This is a genomic window from Bacteroides sp. AF39-16AC, from assembly GCF_003602735.1.
In the GTDB taxonomy this organism is placed as follows: Bacteria; Bacteroidota; Bacteroidia; order Bacteroidales; family Bacteroidaceae; genus Bacteroides; species Bacteroides uniformis.
The window spans coordinates 165,415-186,024 of sequence record NZ_QTLN01000006.1 but is presented as its reverse complement, the minus strand read 5'-3'; the positions used below and the strand labels follow the sequence as shown (position 1 = coordinate 186,024).

The 20,610-nt window shown below is 48.7% G+C and carries 16 protein-coding genes; 8 read left to right on the top strand and 8 right to left on the bottom strand.

Features of this window, described 5'->3' with window-relative positions:
* Positions 1-26: 26 nt before the first annotated feature.
* The gene (locus tag DW039_RS07895; protein WP_117963246.1) at positions 27-1,193 is read right to left on the bottom strand and encodes a HAMP domain-containing sensor histidine kinase; all 1,167 of its coding nucleotides are present in this window, start codon (positions 1,191-1,193) and stop codon (positions 27-29) included.
* Positions 1,194-1,300: 107 nt separating this feature from the next.
* On the opposite strand from DW039_RS07895, the gene rd reads away from it, so the two are divergent.
* Positions 1,301-1,462, top strand: a complete 162-nt coding sequence (gene rd / locus DW039_RS07890; RefSeq protein WP_005830549.1) for a rubredoxin — start codon at positions 1,301-1,303, stop codon at positions 1,460-1,462.
* On the opposite strand, the gene DW039_RS07885 is transcribed toward rd, so the two are convergent.
* Positions 1,459-3,156 carry a Na/Pi cotransporter family protein gene (locus DW039_RS07885; protein ID WP_005834507.1) on the bottom strand — a complete coding sequence of 566 codons (1,698 nt, stop codon included), beginning with the start codon at positions 3,154-3,156 and terminating at the stop codon, positions 1,459-1,461. The genes rd and DW039_RS07885 overlap by 4 nt on opposite strands.
* Before the next feature lie 83 nt (positions 3,157-3,239).
* Between DW039_RS07885 and DW039_RS07880 the strand changes: the two genes are divergently transcribed.
* Complete coding sequence (locus DW039_RS07880; RefSeq protein ID WP_005834505.1) at positions 3,240-4,913, top strand: nucleoside kinase; 1,674 nt, start codon at positions 3,240-3,242, stop codon at positions 4,911-4,913.
* 42 nt (positions 4,914-4,955) lie between these two features.
* Complete coding sequence (locus tag DW039_RS07875) at positions 4,956-6,461, top strand: HAMP domain-containing sensor histidine kinase (RefSeq protein WP_005830555.1); 1,506 nt, start codon at positions 4,956-4,958, stop codon at positions 6,459-6,461.
* A 101-nt stretch (positions 6,462-6,562) separates the two neighbouring features.
* Here the strand turns inward: DW039_RS07875 and DW039_RS07870 are convergent, their stop codons facing one another.
* Positions 6,563-7,936 carry an aminopeptidase P family protein gene (locus tag DW039_RS07870; RefSeq protein WP_005830557.1) on the bottom strand — a complete coding sequence of 458 codons (1,374 nt, stop codon included), beginning with the start codon at positions 7,934-7,936 and terminating at the stop codon, positions 6,563-6,565.
* 283 nt (positions 7,937-8,219) lie between these two features.
* On the opposite strand from DW039_RS07870, the gene rpoN reads away from it, so the two are divergent.
* The 5 genes from rpoN to DW039_RS07845 all read left to right on the top strand — a co-directional run bounded on the left by rpoN (position 8,220) and on the right by DW039_RS07845 (position 13,520).
* Entirely contained in the window at positions 8,220-9,710 is a 1,491-nt protein-coding gene (gene rpoN, locus DW039_RS07865) for an RNA polymerase factor sigma-54 (protein WP_005830563.1), read from the top strand.
* A gap of 93 nt (positions 9,711-9,803) precedes the next feature.
* Positions 9,804-10,466: a membrane protein gene (locus DW039_RS07860; protein ID WP_005830565.1), complete on the top strand. Its 663-nt coding sequence runs from the start codon at positions 9,804-9,806 to the stop codon at positions 10,464-10,466.
* A 68-nt stretch (positions 10,467-10,534) separates the two neighbouring features.
* Positions 10,535-10,915: a glycine cleavage system protein GcvH gene (gcvH, locus tag DW039_RS07855; RefSeq protein WP_005834498.1), complete on the top strand. Its 381-nt coding sequence runs from the start codon at positions 10,535-10,537 to the stop codon at positions 10,913-10,915.
* Positions 10,916-11,043: 128 nt separating this feature from the next.
* Positions 11,044-11,553, top strand: a complete 510-nt coding sequence (gene purE, locus DW039_RS07850) for a 5-(carboxyamino)imidazole ribonucleotide mutase (protein ID WP_120381847.1) — start codon at positions 11,044-11,046, stop codon at positions 11,551-11,553.
* Between the two features lie 98 nt (positions 11,554-11,651).
* Positions 11,652-13,520, top strand: coding sequence for a 4-hydroxy-3-methylbut-2-en-1-yl diphosphate synthase (locus tag DW039_RS07845; protein ID WP_117963242.1), 1,869 nt, complete (start codon positions 11,652-11,654; stop codon positions 13,518-13,520).
* Between the two features lie 3 nt (positions 13,521-13,523).
* On the opposite strand, the gene DW039_RS07840 is transcribed toward DW039_RS07845, so the two are convergent.
* The 5 genes from DW039_RS07840 to DW039_RS07820 form a co-directional block, all read right to left on the bottom strand.
* The gene (locus tag DW039_RS07840; RefSeq protein ID WP_117704109.1) at positions 13,524-14,525 is read right to left on the bottom strand and encodes a metallophosphoesterase; all 1,002 of its coding nucleotides are present in this window, start codon (positions 14,523-14,525) and stop codon (positions 13,524-13,526) included.
* Entirely contained in the window at positions 14,522-15,265 is a 744-nt protein-coding gene (locus DW039_RS07835) for a prolyl oligopeptidase family serine peptidase (protein WP_369738710.1), read from the bottom strand. The genes DW039_RS07840 and DW039_RS07835 overlap by 4 nt, the downstream gene beginning before the upstream one ends.
* 47 nt (positions 15,266-15,312) lie before the next feature.
* Entirely contained in the window at positions 15,313-16,974 is a 1,662-nt protein-coding gene (locus tag DW039_RS07830) for a sulfatase (RefSeq protein WP_057256698.1), read from the bottom strand.
* 19 nt (positions 16,975-16,993) lie between these two features.
* Positions 16,994-18,730 carry a family 43 glycosylhydrolase gene (locus DW039_RS07825; protein WP_120381846.1) on the bottom strand — a complete coding sequence of 579 codons (1,737 nt, stop codon included), beginning with the start codon at positions 18,728-18,730 and terminating at the stop codon, positions 16,994-16,996.
* Positions 18,731-18,824: 94 nt separating this feature from the next.
* The gene (locus DW039_RS07820; RefSeq protein WP_117704110.1) at positions 18,825-20,558 is read right to left on the bottom strand and encodes a family 43 glycosylhydrolase; all 1,734 of its coding nucleotides are present in this window, start codon (positions 20,556-20,558) and stop codon (positions 18,825-18,827) included.
* Positions 20,559-20,610: the final 52 nt, after the last annotated feature.

The following is a 20,610-nucleotide window of genomic DNA, read 5'->3' as shown; positions in this document are numbered from 1 at the left end:
TATAATGATTAGTGATTAATTGACTGTCATTGATTCTCTTTTTCCCTCACCAGTTTCGGTCTGGTTGCAGGCTCCCACGGCAATGTGAACCAGAAAGTCGAACCTGCCCCTTCTTCCGATTCCACGCCTATTTCGCCCCCCAATTTGCGGACAATGGTCTGGCAAATGGAGAGTCCCAGTCCGGTACCGTTCTTTTCCTGCTTCAGCTTGACGAAACGTTCAAAAACATGTGGCAACTTTTCCTGGGGAATACCGGTTCCCGTGTCTTTTACGTAGAAATAGAGACCTTCCTCATAGGGTCTGAATCCGAGGGTAATACTGCCTTCCTGGGTGAACTTCAGGGCATTCGTCATAAAATTGGATACCACTTGTGCAAGCCGGTTTCTGTCTGTATGCATGGTATATTCCTTCTCAGAAGCCTCCCGGACAATCTGCACTCCACTACCCAACTCGGCCACCCGCATACGGAACTGTTGTTCCAAATCGAACATCATCTGGTTGATGTCCACATCCGAGAACACAAATTCCAATGTTCCGGCTTCTATCTTCGAGAGGTCCAGAATATCAGCAATCAGCTGTTGCAGCATTTCATTGTTACTTTGCACAATTTCCAGGAACTGTATCTTCTCCTCGTCTGTCGATGCAGAGGCCAGCAATTCCGAGAATCCGACAATTGCGTTCAGCGGGGTACGGATTTCATGGCTCATATTCGCCAGGAACACCGATTTGGAGCGGTCGGCATTCTCTGCCTTCTCACGTGCCAGTTTCAATTCAGCTTCCACTTGTTTCAGCCGGGTAATGTCATGCACGGTAATCACCATGCAGTCGCGGTCCTCAATCTCCATATACTCGCCGGAAACATAAGCATTGCATTCCGTAGTTCTGCCTTCGCTATCCCTAAGATTCAGAATAGCTGCCAAATCCGTGAAGTTCTTTTGCACCACAAAGGCATTCTCTATGGCATTCCGCACGGGGCAGTGCTCACACAAATCGTGAGTGCCGCAACCTCCTGCTGCCGACAAGGCATTGTTACAGCGCAGAATATCTCCCACCCGTCCAGTTTCGGCAGGCTTTACAGCTCCGGTAATATCGTAGTAATTGGTGTAGAATACAGTGAAGTCGCGGTTTATCAGCAGTACATAGGCGTGCAGATTCCGCATAATCGCCCTGAACAGCTTGTCGGTCATTTTCATAAAATGTTGTTTTAATAGAGAACAAATATAAACTTTTTTTGTTCAACAATAAAACAAAAAGGGCTTTTAAACGTTATTATAGGAGAATAAACCTAAAAAAGAAATTTATGGAAAAGTACATTTGCACTGTATGCGATTATGTCTATGACCCTGAACTGGGCGACCCTGAAAATGGAATAGAACCGGGAACCTCTTTCGAAGACCTTCCCGAAGATTGGGTTTGCCCTTTGTGTGGAGTAGGCAAAGAAGAATTTGAGAAAGCGTCCTAAGACGCTTTCTTTTCTTTTATATCGCTGCTAGCCTCCACTACATTCACCACATAGTCGCCCAGCTTTTCACATTCTGCAATGATGTCCATATAGTAAACACCCATCTGGTAATCATATTCCTTGTTGTTCACATCCAAAATATTCTGGTTCTTCAGCTGATTGCGGTAATTATTGATTTCGTTCTCCAAATTAAAGGACTTGTTCACATCCGCGCCTGCATGCTCCGGATGTTCCACCACGACAATCATCTGCTCCAAGGCATCATCCGTCAGCTTCATCATGAAATGAATATGCTCGTACTGCTTCTCGGTGAAATCCTGATTGGTCTGGCGCTTGCGGTTGATGGTACGTGCCAGGTTATAGCAGCTGTCGCCGATGCTCTCTATCTCCGTCACTTCACGCAGCATGGCACGTATCTGCAACTTACTCTCCGAACTCAGGCGCCCTTCGGACACTTGATTCAGATAATTGGCAATCTCCAGCTCCATGCTGTCACTGATATTCTCGTACTTCTCCACACGGCTGAACACTTTGTTGAAATCATCATCCTTCTCCGTATGCAGCAAGTCCTGCACCATTCCGAACATACGGCGGGTACGTTCGGCAAAGAGATGTATTTCCTTGCTTGCCTGCAGGATGGACAGCTCTGCCGTAGAAAGCATACCGCCCGAGATAAAACGCAAGCGATATTCCTCGTCCTGCTCCTTCATTGGAATAATGGCACAGACCGTACGTTCGATAAACTTCACGAACCATATCAATATCAGCACGTTGCAGATATTGAAGCAAGTATGGAATGCCGAAAGCTTGAAGGATACGGCCACAGCCGGATCTTTAGTACCCATCACGTTCTCTACGAACCATGACACAGCCTCGGTAAAGGGGGTGAAAAGACACAACACCCATATCACACCAAACACATTGAATACCAAATGAGCCAAAGCAGCCCTCCTCGCCTGCGTATTACCGGTCAGCGCCGCAAGGTTTGCCGTGATGGTTGTACCGATATTCTCTCCCAAAACCAGTGCTGCCCCCAATTCGAAACTAATCCAGCCGTTGGCGCACATAATAAGCGTAATGGCCATAGTTGCCGCAGATGCCTGCACAATCATGGTCAACACCGTACCGATACCCACAAAAAGGAGTATGGAGATAAAGCCCATGTCGGTATAGTCCTGCACAAATGACAGCATATCAGGATTTTGGCTCAAGTCAGGAGCATTGTTTTTCAAATAGGAAAGCCCCATGAACAAGAATGAGAAACCGAAAATAAATTCACCGACAGACTTGCGGTTACTTTTTTGAGAGAAGAGGAGAGGAATGCCGAAAGCAAGAAGAGGAAGAGCAAAGGCGGCAATGTCCACCTTGAAACCTAAAGCTGAAATAATCCATGCCGTAACAGTCGTACCGATATTAGCACCCATTATGACACCTATGGACTGTGAAAGCGTTAACAACCCCGCATTGACAAAACTTACAACCATCACCGTGGTTGCAGAGGAAGATTGTACAAGTGCTGTAATCAGCACGCCCGTCAACACACCGGTCACTCTGTTGGTTGTCATTGCGGTCAATATTTTCCGCAGTCTGTCACCGGCAAATTTTTGAAGCCCCTCACTCATAATCTTCATTCCGTAAAGAAACAGTGCCAATGAGCCGAGTAGCTTTAAAAAATCATAAAAAGAATATTCCATCTTTAATTATTTAAGGTGTTTCATTCCTTCACGTGTTATAATGTCCTATATTTAACGTGTCAACCCACTAAAAACGAGACATCATGAAACACATGTTACAAATTTGTTGCAAAAATAATAATATTTCTAAAGAATTCCCTATAGGGAGCTCACTTTTGGATATTTATTACGGTTTTAATCTAAATTTCCCCTATCAGGTAGTCAGTGCAAAAGTCAACAACCGTTCCGAAGGACTGAATTTCCGTGTATACAACAATAAGGATGTAGAGTTTCTCGACATACGTGACTCCTCAGGCATGCGCACTTATGTCCGTTCCCTCTGCTTCATTCTTTACAAAGCTGTCAGCGAGCTGTTTCCGGAAGGAAAACTGTTCGTAGAGCATCCGGTATCCAAAGGTTACTTCTGTAACTTGCGCATCGGCCGTTCCATAGAGCTGGAAGATGTGACCGCCATCAAGAAACGGATGCAGGAAATCATCGCCGAAAACATCCCCTACCATCGTGTAGAATGCCACACCACCGAGGCTGTGCGTATCTTTAGCGAACGGGGCATGAACGACAAGGTTAAGCTGCTGGAAACCTCCGGCTCGCTATATACCTATTATTACACATTGGGCGACACCGTAGACTACTACTACGGCAACCTGCTGCCCAGTACCGGGTTCATCTGGCTGTTCGACATCGTGAAGTATTACGACGGCCTGCTGCTGCGTATCCCCAACAAGGAGAACCCGAATGTACTGGAAGAAGTGGTGAAACAGGAGAAGATGCTCGACGTATTCAAGGAACACCTGCGCTGGAACTACATCATGGGGCTGAGTAACGTGGGCGACTTCAACCTGGCTTGCGAGACAGGCCATGCCACCGACCTCATCAACGTAGCCGAAGCCCTGCAGGAGAAAAAGATAGCCCAAATAGCTGACGACATCTACCACCGCGGCGAAAACGGAAACCGGGTGAAGCTCGTACTCATCTCCGGTCCATCGTCCTCCGGAAAGACGACTTTCAGCAAGCGGCTCAGCGTGCAGTTGATGACCAACGGCCTGCGTCCCTATCCCATCTCGCTGGACAACTACTTCGTAGACCGTGAAGACACCCCACGCGACGAAAACGGAAACTACGACTACGAATCACTCTACGCCCTCGACCTCGAACTCTTCAACACCCAGCTGCAGGCATTGCTCCGTGGCGAAGAAGTGGAGCTGCCCCGCTTCAACTTCAACCTCGGGAAGAAAGAGTACAAGGGCGACAAACTTCGCATCGACGAGCATACCATCCTCATCCTGGAAGGAATCCATGCCCTGAACCCTGAACTGACACCACAGATTCCCGCCGCCAGCAAATACAAGATTTATGTATCCGCCCTGACCACCATCTCGCTGGACGACCACAACTGGATTCCCACCACGGACAACCGCCTGCTGCGCCGCATCATCCGCGACTTCAACTACCGCGGCTACTCGGCACAAGAGACCATTTCACGCTGGCCCAGTGTACGTGCCGGCGAGGACAAATGGATATTCCCCTACCAGGAAAATGCCGATGTCATGTTCAACTCCGCCCTCTTGTTCGAATTTGCCGTGCTCCGCTGCCACGCAGAGCCCATCCTTACCAGTGTTCCACGGAACTGTCCGGAATACGCAGAAGCCTACCGGTTGCTGAAATTCATCAAATATTTCACCCCCGTGCAGGACAAAGAAATTCCACCGACATCCTTATTGAGAGAATTTTTAGGAGGCAGTAGCTTCAAATACTAAGTTTTTATTCTAACTTTGTGAGCAAATAAAACAAACGTACACATGAAAAAAATTATTTCGATACTTCTCTTAGCGACTTTCTGCATCTTTACTCAACTCCATGCGCAAAACCGTGCAGACGAATTGATGAAACAAGCACAAGAAAATCTTACGAAAAAAGAATATATCAAAGCCCGCTATCTATTCCTGCAAGCCTACAATGCCTTTGCCACGCAAGACAAGTATGCCCAGGCAGTGGAATGCGGCGTCAATGCCAGCGCCCTCTACCATCGGGAGAATTACTATAAAGAAGCTTTTGAACTGCTGCGCGGTGCCGAGCAAGTGGTGGCAACCGGCGAACAGAAAACGGGCAAGGCCATGCCCAACCTACGTTTCCGCATCAACAAGGAACGCCTGCAGATGTACATCAACCTGAAAAATCCCGCACGCGCCAAGGAACAGCTGACCAAACTGGAAGAGACCGCCAAAGCCTCTCACAACGACTCTCTGAGCAACGACCTGCTTTATACGCAGGCCAACTATTACTACACCTTCGGCATGAACACACAAGGTGATGCGGCTACCAACCGCCTGATAGGGCAATATAAGGAACAGAAGAACTACGCCAAAGTAGACGAATGCTACAAGACTCTTATCAGTATCGCCCGCAAAGCAAACAATGCCGGACTGGTGGCACGCACCTACGACAAGTACATCCTATGGACCGACTCCGTAAAGGCGCTTACCGCCCAAGAGGAACTGAACGCCCTGAAGAAGAAATACGATGAAAGCCTGGCCACTATCCAGGAGAAAGATGATTCCCTAAGCGCCAAGCAGTACATCATCATCGGGCTTTGCATACTCGCCGCCATCCTTGCCGCCGCACTGGTATTCGGCGCCATCGTATTGCTGCGTTTCATCATCCTCACCCGTAAACAGAAGAAGGCCATCAGCATTGCTAATGAGCACAATGAGCTGAAAACCAAATTTATCCAGAACATTTCCGCCCAAATGGAACCGACACTGGACACGCTCGACGCCTCACTGCCGGGCGTAAAAGCCCTGCATGCATTCTCCAACCATATCCAGGAACTGTCCGAATTGGAAACCACCTTGTCCGAACCCTACGAAGTGCAGGAGAAGAATATCTCCACTTTCTGTGAAGGCATCATGGACAAAATCAAAGGAATGACACAAGAAGATGTCACCCTGACCGTGAATGCCCCCAAATTGAATGTGAAAATCAACCCTGAGCAACTGGAACGCGTCTTGCTGCATTTGTTGGAAAACGCCGCCGAGTACACCCCTGCCGGAGGAAAAATATGGCTGGACTTCAAGAAACGCGGTGCGCACACCCACCAGTTCATCATCAGCGACACCGGTTGCGGTATCCCCGAGGAGCAACGCGAAAACATCTTCAAGCCTTTCACCGAAGTGAAAGACCTGACGCAAGGCGACGGCCTGGGACTCCCCATCTGCTCACTGATTGCCACCAAGATGAACGGCAGCTTGACACTAGACAGCAGCTACAACAAGGGAGCACGGTTCGTACTGGAACTGCACGCATAAACCATACATAATACAATCTGTATGACCCCTAAATTTGAGAGCCGCTTGCCACCGGCATTATCGGGACAAACGGCTCTCTGTGTATATTAAGGATGTGGTTGTCAACGCAACGCTTCCACCTCTTCCGGTGTCAACGGAATTTTCTTGCCCAAGCGACGTGCTCCCGTTTCGGTAATCAGATAATCCTCCTCATTACGGATGCCGCCGAAATTGCGGTATTCTTCCACCTTATCGTAGTTGATGAAGTCCATGAACTTCTTCTCTCCTTTCCATAAGTCAATCAGCTCGGGGATGAAGTAGATGCCCGGCTCAACCGTATGCACAAAGCCCGGTTCCAGAGGGATGGCAAGACGCTGGCTCTTGCGGCCGAACTGCGTACTCTTGGGCTGACCGTCATAGCCTACCCAGAGCTCACCCAGGTTCTCCATATCGTGCACATCCAACCCCATCATATGACCCAGTCCATGGGGATAAAACAAGGCATGCGCCCCTTCGCGCACGGCATCTTCGGCATTGCCCTTCATCAACCCCAGCTCTTTCAGCCCCTCCACCATCACTTGGGCGGAAAGCTCGTACACCTTCATATAGGGAATGCCCGGGCGAAGCGCTTTAACAGACTCCAGATGCATGGCGTTCTGGATTTCGTAAACGGCACGCTGGCGTGGAGTAAAAGTCTTGTCCGCCGGCACGGTAGACGACATGTCACCACAGTAACCCGAAGGCAGCTCGGCGCCGGCATCAATCAAGAAGAGGTCTCCCGGTTGCACCCGGTTGCCGTGATAGTGGTTATGCAGGGTCTGGCCGTTGACAGTAGCAATCGTGGCAAAAGACAGCTCGCAGTTGTTCATCTCGGCGATACGGTTCATTTCGGCCACAACCTCGTATTCGTACATGCCCGGACGAAGCACCTTCATTGCGGTGATGTGCATGTCAGCAGTCACGTCGCATGCCTTTTCTATTTCCGCTATTTCTTCTGCCGACTTGTAGTTGCGCTGTGCCACCACCGCACGGATAAACGGCACAGACCCTTCCTGACGTGCCGGAGGAACACCCAGCCAGTCCATCAGTTTCAACTTATGCTCGGCACGATAAGGGGGCAAATAATGGATGGTCTGTCCCTTCTGTACAGCCTTGTGCAGATAACCGACGATGTCGGCAAAAGGACGGGTTTCGGAAATTCCCACAGCAGAAGCCTTTTCGTGAAGGGTGGGCTGGGTACCCATCCAGACAATATGGTCGATGGTCAGCTCATCGCCAAAAATGATTTCTTTATCTTCATCTATGTCGATGAGAGCTGACAGCCCGGCAAACGACAAGCCAAAATAGTAGAGAAAAGTGGAATCCTGGCGGTAACGAAAAGTATTGTCCTCATAGTTCAAACCTTGTTCATCGTTACCCAAAAACAGTAACACTCCGGAGCCTATCGTTTTTTTCAGCTGGGCCCTGCGCTGCACATACGTTTCTTTAGCAAACATAACATTCCTTGTTTTAGTAGTTATAGGACAAAGATATAGATAATCTTTGAAAGAAGATAATACAAAAAGGAGATTAATCTATATAGTTCATAATCAGAAGACTATTTTGCCAACGTTTTTCAAGCCTTTGGCAAAGTTTTGCCACCGCGTTGGCAAAAGCTTGTTTTCTCTTTTCTTGTTAAATATCATCAGAGAGGTTTCGTGTTATCGAACTATTCACTATTTTTGCGGTAAATATCTGAAAGAAGATGCACAATGAGTGCATTGAATAATTTATAAAAATATGGCACAAGGCTCCCGACAAGTACAGACCCAAGCGCAACAGCAGATACAAACGCTGTCGCCGCAACAAATTCTGGTGGTAAAGCTGCTGGAACTTCCCGCCGTGGAACTAGAGGACCGCGTACGTGCCGAACTTCTGGAAAATCCGGCACTGGAAGAGGGTAAGGAGGATACTCCCGGCGACGAATACCCCGACACACCCGATGCGGAAACCGGCTCAGAAGATGGTGGAGACACTAGCTATGATTCTTTAAGCGATTATCTGAACGAAGACGATATCCCCGACTACAAGCTGCAGGAGAACAACCGCAGCAAAGGGGAGCAGGCAGAAGAAATTCCTTTCTCCGACGCCACCTCCTTCTATGAAACCTTGCGCCAGCAGCTCGGCGAGCAGGACTTGACTCCGCACCAGCGCGAACTGGCCGAATATCTCATCGGCTCGCTGGACGACGATGGCCTGCTGCGCAAATCATTGGACAGCATCAGCGACGAACTCGCCATCTACGCCGGTATCGACGCTTCTCCCGAAGAGCTGGAAGAAGTATTGAAGATTATACAAGACTTCGACCCCGCCGGTCTGGGCGCCCGCACCCTACAAGAGTGCCTGCTCATCCAGATTCGACGTAAGGAAGCGCAACGGCCCATGCCCTCGCCTCCACAATACTATATAGAAGAAGATATTCTTACCCAGTGCTACGAAGAGTTCACCCGCAAGCATTGGGACAAGATTATGCAGAAATTAGGTATCAGCGAAGATACCCTGCAACAAGCCGTTAAGGAAATCTGCAAGCTGAATCCCCGTCCCGGTGCCTCGCTCGGCGAAGCCATCGGCAAGAACATGCAGCAGATTGTGCCCGACTTCCTGGTAGACACTTATGACGACGGTACCATCAACGTGACACTGAACAACCGCAACGTGCCGGAACTGCGCATGAGCCGCGACTTCACCGAGATGGTGGAAGAACACACCAAGAACCGGGCCAACCAGTCTAAGGAATCCCGTGAAGCCATGATGTTCCTCAAACAAAAAATGGATGCCGCACAAGGTTTCATCGATGCCGTGAAGCAACGCCAGAATACGCTGATGACTACCATGCAGGCCATCATAGACCTGCAACGTCCTTTCTTCCTCGAAGGAGACGAGTCATTGCTCCGCCCCATGATTCTGAAAGATGTTGCCGAACGTACCGGGTTGGACATCTCGACCATCTCCCGTGTGAGTAACAGCAAGTATGTACAGACCAACTACGGCATCTACCCGCTGAAATTCTTCTTCAACGACGGCTACACAACCGAAGACGGCGAAGAGATGTCTGTACGCGAAATACGCAAGATACTCAAAGAGTGCATTGACAACGAGGACAAGAAAAAGCCTCTGACCGATGACGAACTGACCGAGCTGCTGAAGGAGAAAGGCTATCCCATAGCCCGCCGCACGGTGGCAAAGTATCGCCAACAGATGAATATCCCCGTGGCAAGACTGAGAAGATGAGAGAAAAGGATGAGCGATTAGGGATTAAGGTTTAAAGATTAGTGCATTCAAATAGTAAATTGTAAATAGTCAAATCGTAAATAAAATTAGGTTGTGGAAGAGCATATTATAGCAGATAAAACTTTAATCAGAACAGCGAAAGTGATTTCGGCGGTATTCACACCGTTCTCCATCCCTTTCCTGGCATTTCTGGTTCTGTTTATATTCTCGTACCTGCGCATCATGCCGTTGCAGTACAAGTTGATAGTATTGGGCGTGGTGTATTGCTTCACCATCCTGATGCCTACACTGACTATCTTCATCTTCCGCAAAATCAACGGTTTCAGTCCGGAAGAACTGGTGGAACGAAAAAGGAGATACATTCCCTTTATTCTGACCATCACTTCTTATGTATTCTGCCTGCTCATGATGCACCGGCTCAATATCCCGTGGTACATGACCGGTATCATACTCTCCGCCCTGGTAGTGATGATAATCTGCGTCATTGTCAACTTAAAATGGAAACTGAGCGAACACATGGCAGGCGCCGGAGCCGTAATTGGCGGACTGGTAGCTTTCAGCGCCTTGTTCAGCTACAATCCCGTATGGTGGCTATGCCTCTTTATACTGGTGGCTGGCGTGCTGGGCACCGCCCGCATCATCCTGCGACACCACACACTGGGCGAAGTTATGGGAGGCTTTGCCGTAGGGCTTATCTGCTCGTTGCTGGTACTCCACCCGCTGAGCAACATACTGTTCCGAATCTTCCTCTTTTAAGAGCCTTGTTTAATTTTTAATTTTCAACTTTTAATTTACATAGTATCAACCCTTAAAAACTAATGATCATGAACTTCCCGACTAATGTAAAGTACACCAAAGAACACGAATGGATTCGCCTGGAAGGTGATGTAGCCTATGTAGGTATTACCGATTATGCACAAGAGCAACTGGGTGACATTGTGTTTGTCGACATCCCGACCGAAGGTGAAACATTGGCTGCCGACGAAGTGTTCGGTACCATCGAAGTAGTAAAAACCATATCAGACCTCTTCCTGCCCGTAACCGGTGAGATTCTGGAGCAAAACGAAGCCCTTGCCGACCAGCCGGAACTGGTAAACCAGGACCCATACGGCGAAGGCTGGCTCATCAAAATCAAACCCGCCGCTGATGCCGACTTCGACAGCCTGCTGGATGCCGAAGCCTACAAAGCGCTGATAAACGAATGAAATGAAATGAAAAGATTAGGGATTAGGGGTTAGCGATTAACACCGGATGGAATGATAGCGCAGTCCCTAACCCCTAATCGTTAATCCCTAACCCTTATAAAATTAACCCTTTAATAATTTAATGATTCATGTCTCCAATCGTTAGCATCATCATGGGCAGCACTTCCGACCTCCCCGTTATGGAGAAGGCCGCGCAATTGCTCAATGACCTGCATGTACCGTTCGAAATGAACGCTCTCTCTGCTCACCGCACACCGGAAGCAGTGGAGGAATTTGCCAAGAATGCCCGCCAACGCGGCATTAAAGTGATTATTGCCGCTGCCGGTATGGCTGCCGCCCTGCCCGGCGTCATTGCTGCCAACACCACACTGCCGGTAATCGGGGTTCCCGTAAAAGGGTCCGCACTCGATGGCGTAGACGCACTCTACTCCATCATCCAGATGCCTCCGGGCATACCAGTAGCCACCGTTGCCATTAATGGTGCCATGAACGCTGCCATCCTTGCCGTACAGATGCTGGCATTGAGCGATTCCTCATTGGCTGAAACATTCGCCGCCTATAAAGAAGGGCTGAAAAAGAAAATAGTCAAGGCAAATGAGGACTTGAAGGAAGTGAAGTACGAACACAAGACTAATTGAGGGATTAGGGATTAAGGATAAGGGATTAGTAAGATGAGATATAGTCACTTATCCCTTATCACTAATCACTTATCACTAAACGCTAATCACTTATTACCGTGGATTTATTCAACTATTCCCGACGGGAAACATCAGAAGTAAACATCGGAGCCACCCCTATGGGCGGCTCCAATCCTATCCGCATACAAAGTATGACGAACACCGCTACGCAGGACACAGAAGCCAGTGTGGCGCAAGCCAAACGTATTGTCGACGCCGGAGGAGAGTATGTACGCCTCACGGCCCAAGGCATCAAAGAGGCTGAAAACCTGATGAATATCAACATAGGCCTACGCCAGGACGGATATATGGTGCCGCTTGTGGCCGACATTCACTTCAACCCGAAGGTAGCGGACGTGGCAGCACAGTATGTAGAAAAAGTACGCATCAATCCGGGAAACTATGTGGATGCAGCACGTACTTTCAAACATTTGGAGTATACCGATGAAGAGTATGCTCAGGAGTTGCAGAAGATACACGACCGCTTTGTCCCCTTCCTTAATATCTGCAAGGAGAACCATACTGCCATCCGCATCGGCGTGAACCACGGTTCATTATCCGACCGCATCATGTCGCGCTATGGCGATACACCGGAAGGCATGGTGGAATCTTGTATGGAGTTTCTGCGCATCTGCGTACAAGAGAATTTCACGGATGTGGTCATTTCCATCAAGGCATCCAATACAGTGGTCATGGTAAAGACAGTACGCTTGCTGGCAGCCGTCATGGAGCAGGAAGGTATGCGATTCCCGCTGCATCTCGGTGTAACGGAAGCCGGAGACGGAGAAGACGGACGCATCAAATCGGCCTTGGGCATCGGCGCCCTGCTGGCAGACGGCTTGGGTGACACCATCCGGGTTTCCCTGAGCGAAGCTCCGGAGGCGGAAATCCCCGTAGCCCGCAAATTGGTGGACTATATCGTGCAGCGCCACGACCATCCTTATATCCCCGGAGCAGATGTGCCGGAATTCAATTATCTCTCTCCCACCCGCCGCGAGACTGCCGCCGTACACAATATCGGCGGAGACAATCTGCCCGTGGTCATTGCCGCACGCCTGGACGGGGACATGGACTTCAATCCGCAATTCGTGCCGGACTATATCTATACGGGACGTTCCATCCCTAAACAACTTCCGGAAGGCATGCAATGCATCATCGATGCCGATGTCTGGATGGAACAAAGCAACAGCGAGACAAAACCGGACAATGCCTGGCCCGCCTTTAAAGGAGACCAGCTTCCTTTCCTAAGCAGCTGCGGCGCTTCTTTGAAATTCCTCTTCATCACGTATATGGGGCTGAATGACGAAGCCATCGCCTGCCTGAAGTATCATCCGGAAGTCGTATTGGTTTCGCAAAGCAATCACCCCAACCGGTTGGGCGAACAACGCGCTCTAGTACACCAGATGATGAAGGAAGGCCTAAAAAACCCGGTAGTCTTCTTTGAGCACTACGCAGAGAGCGAACTGGAAAATCTGCAAATCAAAGCGGCTGCAGATATGGGAGCACTCATCTTCGACGGTCTGTGTGACGGTATCCTTCTCTTCAACCAGGGAGAAACCATAAGCGGCAAAGTAGTGGATGCCACCGCCTTCGGCATCCTGCAAGCCGGACGTGTACGTACCAGCAAGACCGAATACATCTCTTGTCCCGGCTGCGGACGCACCCTCTACGATCTGGAAAGTACCATTGCCCGTATCAAGGCAGCCACCGGCCATCTGAAAGGACTCAAGATAGGAATCATGGGATGCATTGTCAACGGCCCCGGAGAAATGGCCGATGCTGATTATGGCTATGTAGGCGCCGGACGAGGCAAAATCAGCCTCTACAAGAAGAAGGAGTGCATCGAAAAGAACATTCCCGAAGAAGAGGCGGTAGAAAAGCTGATAGAACTGATAAAAAGTAACGGAGATTACGCTGAAAGGACTTAAGTCTCAGCGCAGATATTCGTCAAAGTCCACCTCTCTGAACTTAAAGTTATGATGTTCGGAGGGGTGATAGGCTTTATTCCAAGTCGAATAGGTCTTCACATCTATCTCCCTTGTCTTCCGGTTAAAAGTTACAATGCGTAAGTAGCCCTCACCTCCCAATTTACTGCCTTCCACACCACGCTGATAGTTTGCCAGCATCTGATACACTTTATTCCCCTCTTTCCCTATAGAGACCAGCGTGCCAACTCCGCTTTTCAAGACATGCCCACAAAAGACAGCTATCACATTGCGATGTCTGAGAAGCAATTTCTTCCAGATTCCAGCGCCATCGTTCACTGTGCGCCCGGGCTCTTTGCCGATGCCATATCCTTGAGGACGCCACCAGTCTTTCCCGTCATGCAACGTACTGTCACAATACAAATAGGCGTGTGTATTCAATATGACAAGCTTATCCGGATGAATACCCACTATGGAATCGGCCCATTGCAGAGCCTCATCGGAAGGTCCGAATTCCAGATTCAAGACCAGCCAATCGGTATCGCCCGACCTAAGGTTTATGTAATAGTTATCCAATGTCTTTCCATCCGCACTGCCTCCCCAATAACTCTTCTGCTTATAGTCAGAAAGAGGGAAATACTTGTTGGCCATTGCAGTGTTATGCACGTCCGAAAACTTGCCGGGCTTACTGCCAATATCATGATTTCCCCACACGACAGAATAAGGTATTCCCGCTTGGCTGATACGATGAAAAGCTTTCTGCATATACGCCCATTCCACCGGAGAATTATCTTGTGTCAAATCTCCCACTTGGAACACGGCATCTATTTTCTTACGGTTGGCAACCAACCAGTCCACTTGCGAATCAAAGACCTCCGGACATTGTTCCAGATAAGTCTGCGTATCCGGTAAGACCACAAAAGTACTTACCCTACCAGAAGTGGTGCAAGAAGTAAAAAAAGCGCCCCCTAAAAAGAGCGCTCCGATAACAGACAATATCCTCATCATTTTTTCTTCTGATTAAACAGCCAACCCATAAACTCAGAATCATTGAACGCCGGTGTCCAGCTGCCATGATTGACTCCGGGGAATTCGATATACTCAACATCGGCACCAGCAGCCTTCAAGGCCTTGTAAGCCTGACGCGAACCTTCTACCGGAACAATGTTATCGGCATCTCCGTGATAAATACGGAACTTCACGTCTTTGGCGGCAGAAAGCCTTGCCGGATTCACAATACCGCAGATGGGAACGGCTGCGGCAAAAACTTCGGGATAACGTATCGCCAAATCAAACGTCCCCATACCGCCCATGGAAAGTCCCATCACATAAATCCGGTCTTTATCCACCTGGGGCATAGCCAAATAGGTATCCAGCAACTCCTTCAATGTGCGGAATATACGCGTAGGCTCCTGTACCTCGGGCATTTCTCCAGGTACAAACGACTTGGGACGACCCACATAAGCCCAATAATCTTCCTTAGGACACTGGGGAGCCAATACAAAAGCCGGATATTCCTCTCTGTTCACCGGATTGAGCCACATCTGCCCACCATGCACCAATTGCTTCTGATTATCATCTCCTCGTTCGCCCGCACCATGCAGAAAAAGCACCAACGGATATTTCTTCCCTGCCTTTTCTGCTTCGGGACGCAGCAAACGGTACTTCAACGAATCTCCCTGCGAAGAGACATACACTTTCTTTTCATACTCTCCATACAACTCCTGCGCATACATACACACAGACATCAACAGCATCAAGGCTGTACAAACTGTATTCTTCATATCCTACAAAATTAATGTTCAATTAAAAAGTCTACTATCTCACTCTTCTTATATCCCACCCGGAAAGCCTGCACTGCCACCCGGTCTCCCTTATGGACAACAAACGGCTCAACATATAGATTCCAATGTTTCTCTCCATTCCGTCCCCGACCATTCAACTGATAGGCATAAGAGACTCCAGGAGTGGAACACTCCAGCTTAACCTGCCCCCCCTTTTGTACAATCTGCGGAGCTGACACGAGCGGCTGTACACCGTCCGGCCACATAGTTTGTACTATTTCCGGTTCTGTCAGCGGACGACATTGCCAATATTTCCTTTCCCACTGCCGATACACCTTCCGCAAACGGTCAATGTATTTCCGGTAAGCCGGATCATTAATCAGATTGCACATCTCATGAGGGTCTTTCTCCAAATCATAGAACTCTTCACGCGGACGGGGCCAAACAAACCAGCTTTCCTGATTCTCATCGAGCGCGCCTTCTTCATGGAGTTGAAGCATACGGCGCATCATCGGCATGTTCAGACGAAATCCTACCGGCTGATAGCCGGGCTGATTGGGAGTATAATTACAGATATAACGATAACGGCGGTCACGTACGCCCCCCTGCTGGTCATAACACTTATCCATACGGTCACGTGCGGCAAAAACATAGCGCCGCGATGGCGAAGCATATTTCCCAGCAAATGCCTTGCCATCCATATAGGCAGGAGGCTTGATACCCGCCAATGAAAGAATCGTTGGTGGAATGTCAATGACACTGCGAAGTCCATCATCAATACTGCCGGCCAACCGTCCGTCCGGATAACGGATAATGAGAGGAATATGGGTACCAACCTCTGTTATTTCACGTTTCTGCCGAGGAAGCGGTCCACCATTATCCGAATAAAAGATAAGAATGGTATTATCCCACTCGCCTGCCGCCCTCAATTCATCAATCATCTGGCGGACAAAACAATCCATGCGGTAAATATTGCTGTACATGACAGCAATATCGCGGCGCACAATGCTGTCCTCAGGATAATAGGGTGGCAACACCACATCGTCGGGAGAGACGTAAAGCGTATCCTTCGCACTTTCCCACACCTTTTGCTCATGCGAGGCAAGGGTATTGAATATAGCGAAAAAAGGCATCCCTTTAGGACGGTTGCGCCAATGCGCCTGCCTGCCACATTCGTCCCAAGCGGTCAAAGGCGGTAGAAACTGATAGTCGGTTTTCGGGTTGTTCGTACAATAATAGCCAGCGGCACGCAACAGCTCGGTATAGCACTTTATTCCCTCGGGTAACACAATATCGTAACCGGTTACCGCCGGTGGACGTGCAATCTGCCCCCCTTGCGTACGCATATAGTTGGCATTGATATGCGTGGGATACATTCCCGTAATAAGTGCCGCACGCGAAGGAGCACTAACACCCACTGTCCCATAAATGCTGGTATAGCGTATACCCTCTGCCGCAAGGGCGTCAATAGTCGGAGTCACTGCCACACTGTCACCGAAACAGTGCAGCCAAGGACCGATGTCTTCACATACCACACAAACAATGTTTGGGCTAACAGCATCTCCATCCTCTGTGGTAGAGACAGGGATCCCACCGGCCTTGACCTCCTGCGATACAGTACAAGCAGCCCAAACGGCACTACCATATAAAAAAGAGTGTATTATCTGTTTCATTACTGTTCATTTTATACAATCAGTGCGCCTCTCGAAGAAAGACACGTTGCGAAATACCATTTTCATTAAACGATTCGATGGCAAAATAATATTTTTGTCCCACCGTGAGGGCACGTAAGTCTAATGAATTATCGCCATATACCATCCACGAACTATACAATTTATCAGGAGCAACACCCCACAATACATTATAGCCTTGCGCACCCTTCACCGCTTTCCAAGAAATGCGGGCATTACGTTCGTCCGCTTCACGCACTACCGTAAAACCTTTTACCGTAGCCGGTTTTTTCCCACGTCCCAAACCGAACACGCGAATATCCCCCATTGCCAGATTCTTGCCCGGCACGTAATGGTGGCGATAACGAATATAGCGTGCTTCTATCGGTTGATCCAGTTCTATGTAATTATGAGGGGCATCACGGAAACTGTTGCGATAGTCCACCAATACCCGCCAACGGGCACCATCCACCGAAGCTTCTACAAGATAGCGTTGCCGGAGGTTTGGCATACGTCCCCAAAATCCGGTTTCCTCATAGTCAAAGAAATTCAGTTGCAAGGCATACACGTCACTCACTTCTTCAAGGTCTATCTCCACCCATTGCTTATCGTCATTTTTTCCGGCCACCCAGAAGGTTTTCAAGTTCTCGTCCGTCACATTTTCCACCGGATAACTTTCCAATTGCGAAGAAGCCTTCACGGGTTTGCCATAAGAAAGCAACATCCAGCCCCGGAAACCACCGCTTGTCGTCTGTCGCGAAACCTGGTCGGGAGAATAGTGAGGATAGTCACCGAAGTAAGTATCAGAGTACATCACACCGTCTTCATCAAAAAATGTAGGAAACATACATAACCTACGCTCAAACTTATAATTAATGGACAGATGGATTGTACCGAAATGCCAGTATATTCCTCCCGGACCACAAACCGTACTTCCATGCCCGGCACCGGTAGCAAATCCTCCCGGCTTGTAGCAGAACGGATTATGAGCCGCATACTGAAAGGGACCCAAAGGAGATTTTCCTACATAAACACCGTCACCATACACATTGAACTGAGTGCCCGGAGCGGCATATTGCAAATAATATTTCCCATTGTGTTTCGTCATCCACGCACCCTCGATGAATGGCTTGATGTCACTGGTATGATTTTCGCCAAAACGTTCCCACCCATGAATGTCAGGACGGAGAAAGAGCAGTGAATCCGGCTTTTTCGCTATCGGCAGGAATTTATTCTTCATATCAAGTTCCTTACCACGGATAGGCCAACGGTTGGAAGACCCCCAATACATATAAGCACGTTCATCATCATCAATGAAAAGGGCAGGATCCTGAAGGTCGTGGAGTACCGATGGCACTGCCTTCCAGTCCCCCCGTTTGGGATTATCGGTATAAAGTATGCTCATGGCTCCGGATGGATTCCCACAAACATAGAGTACGGAATCTTTATAATTATGGGCAGCAGGAGCATTGCAACCTTCGAAATACCATTTTTCGGGAGTAATAAAGTCCCAATTCAGCAAGTCCTTGGAATGCCAGTAACCCCAGGAACGGGTAACGAACATATAATACTCCCCCCGAAACTCCACTACAGCAGGGTCGGCACCCGAACGATAGGACTTGCCCAAATGGGAATTGTGAAAAGGATAAGTATAGTCCAGATTAAGAGGGTTACAGTAGGTAGTAGTACGATATTGTGCATGTAATGAACCGACGAACAACAACATCAACCAAGCGATGCAATACGACTTTTTATCCATAGTTTTATTAAGCTGACAATAAACAAAATACACATAAAACGACAAATGAGGGTGTGTCAAAACGGTTGATGGCACACCCTCATTTTACAACACATTATCTCACTTCTTTAACGGCAGAAATTTGAGATACACCGCTTTCATTGAAAGCTTCGATAGCAAAATAATATTCCTGGTCGGTAGAGAGACATTTCATCAGATGCCTACACTCGTCACCATACACCATCCAAGAACTGTAAAGCTTGTCCGGCGCAATACCCCAAAGGATGTTGTATCCTTGTGCACCTTTCACCGGTTTCCAAGTCAGCGTGATGTCACGACGATCTTCGTGACGGTGAGGGTCAAATGTCTTCACTTGAGCAGGCGCCTTACCTTCGCCCAGACCGAAAATACGGATGGCAGAAATGGAAAGGTGCGGTGTAGGAACATGAATGTTTTTGTAACGTACATAACGTACCCGAGCAGGGGTTTCCAATTCCACGTAATCGTGCGGAGTATCCTTGAAACTATTGCTGCGGTTGACGAGGCGCGTCCAGTTGATGCCGTCCACAGAACCTTCGATGGTATAACGGTGGCGTAGGCCGGGATAACGGCCATACATGTCACTCTTATAATCGTTGTAATTCACCTGAATAGCGTTTACAGTGGCAGGTGCCTGAAGGTCTATCTCCACCCACTGTGTTTCATCGTTGGAAGAAGCCAGCCAATAAGTCTTGCAATTCTCGTCCGTCAATCCGGCAGCAGTATGACCTTCTACAGCCGAAGAACATCTGGCAGGCTTGTTGTAAGAAAGAAGCATCCAGCCGCGGAACTCACCCTTCTTTCCAGGCACAGTAGGCGCATAACGGGGATAATCACCAAAACGGGTGTCGCAATACATGATGCCGTCTTCGTCAAAATAAGTAGGGAACATGCAGAGACGGCGTTCCCAGTGCATATTAATGGGCAGAGCCATGGAACCGAAATGCCAGTATTGCCCACCCGGTCCGAGCACCGTACTTCCATGACCGGCACCGTTGATATAACCGCCAGGCTTATAGGAAATGGGGTTATGTTTCTGATAGGTATAAGGTCCCATCGGATGGTCGGCCACATATACACCATCGGCATATACATTGAACTGAGTGCCCGGAGCGGCATATTGCATGTAATACCTCCCGTTGTGCTTTGTCAACCACGGTCCTTCGATATAGCCGCCCAGCACGGTATCGGCATGATTTTCTCCAAAACGTTCCCAACCATGTTTCTCTGGGTCGAGATTGAAAAGTTCCAGCTTCTCGCCTTCTTGTATGAAACGATGGTTCTTGTTGAGCTTCATGCCGCGAATGGGCCACTTGTTGGAAGAGCCCCAGAACATGTAAGCACTGCCGTCATCATCAAGAAAAAGGTCAGGGTCTTGCAAGTTGGTGATGATGGCAGGAGTGGCTTTCCAGTTACCCGACTTGGGGTTGTCGGTATAAAGCACACTCATCACACCCGAAGGATCGCCACAGACATAAAGTACTGAATCCTTGTAGTTATGTGCCGCCGGAGCGTTACAACCTTGTGGATACCAGTTTTCCCCCGGATTGATAAAATTCCAGTTTTGCAAATCCGTAGAATGCCAGTAGCCGTGCGTACGGGTAACGAACATATAATATTCTCCACGAAACTCTACTACGGCAGGGTCGGCACCCGAGCGGTAGGAGATATCTTTCGAAGAATTGTATATCATATAGGTATAGTCTACATTCAGCGGATTACAATAAGTATCCATGCGCATGTCCTGCGCCAAAAGGGGAGACGCCAAGCATAATAATGCCAGCAGCAGATTAGTAATCAGTCTTCTCATTATCTTTTATCTTTATTATCAGGTTATTAATGTTCAATATGTCTTCCGGTAG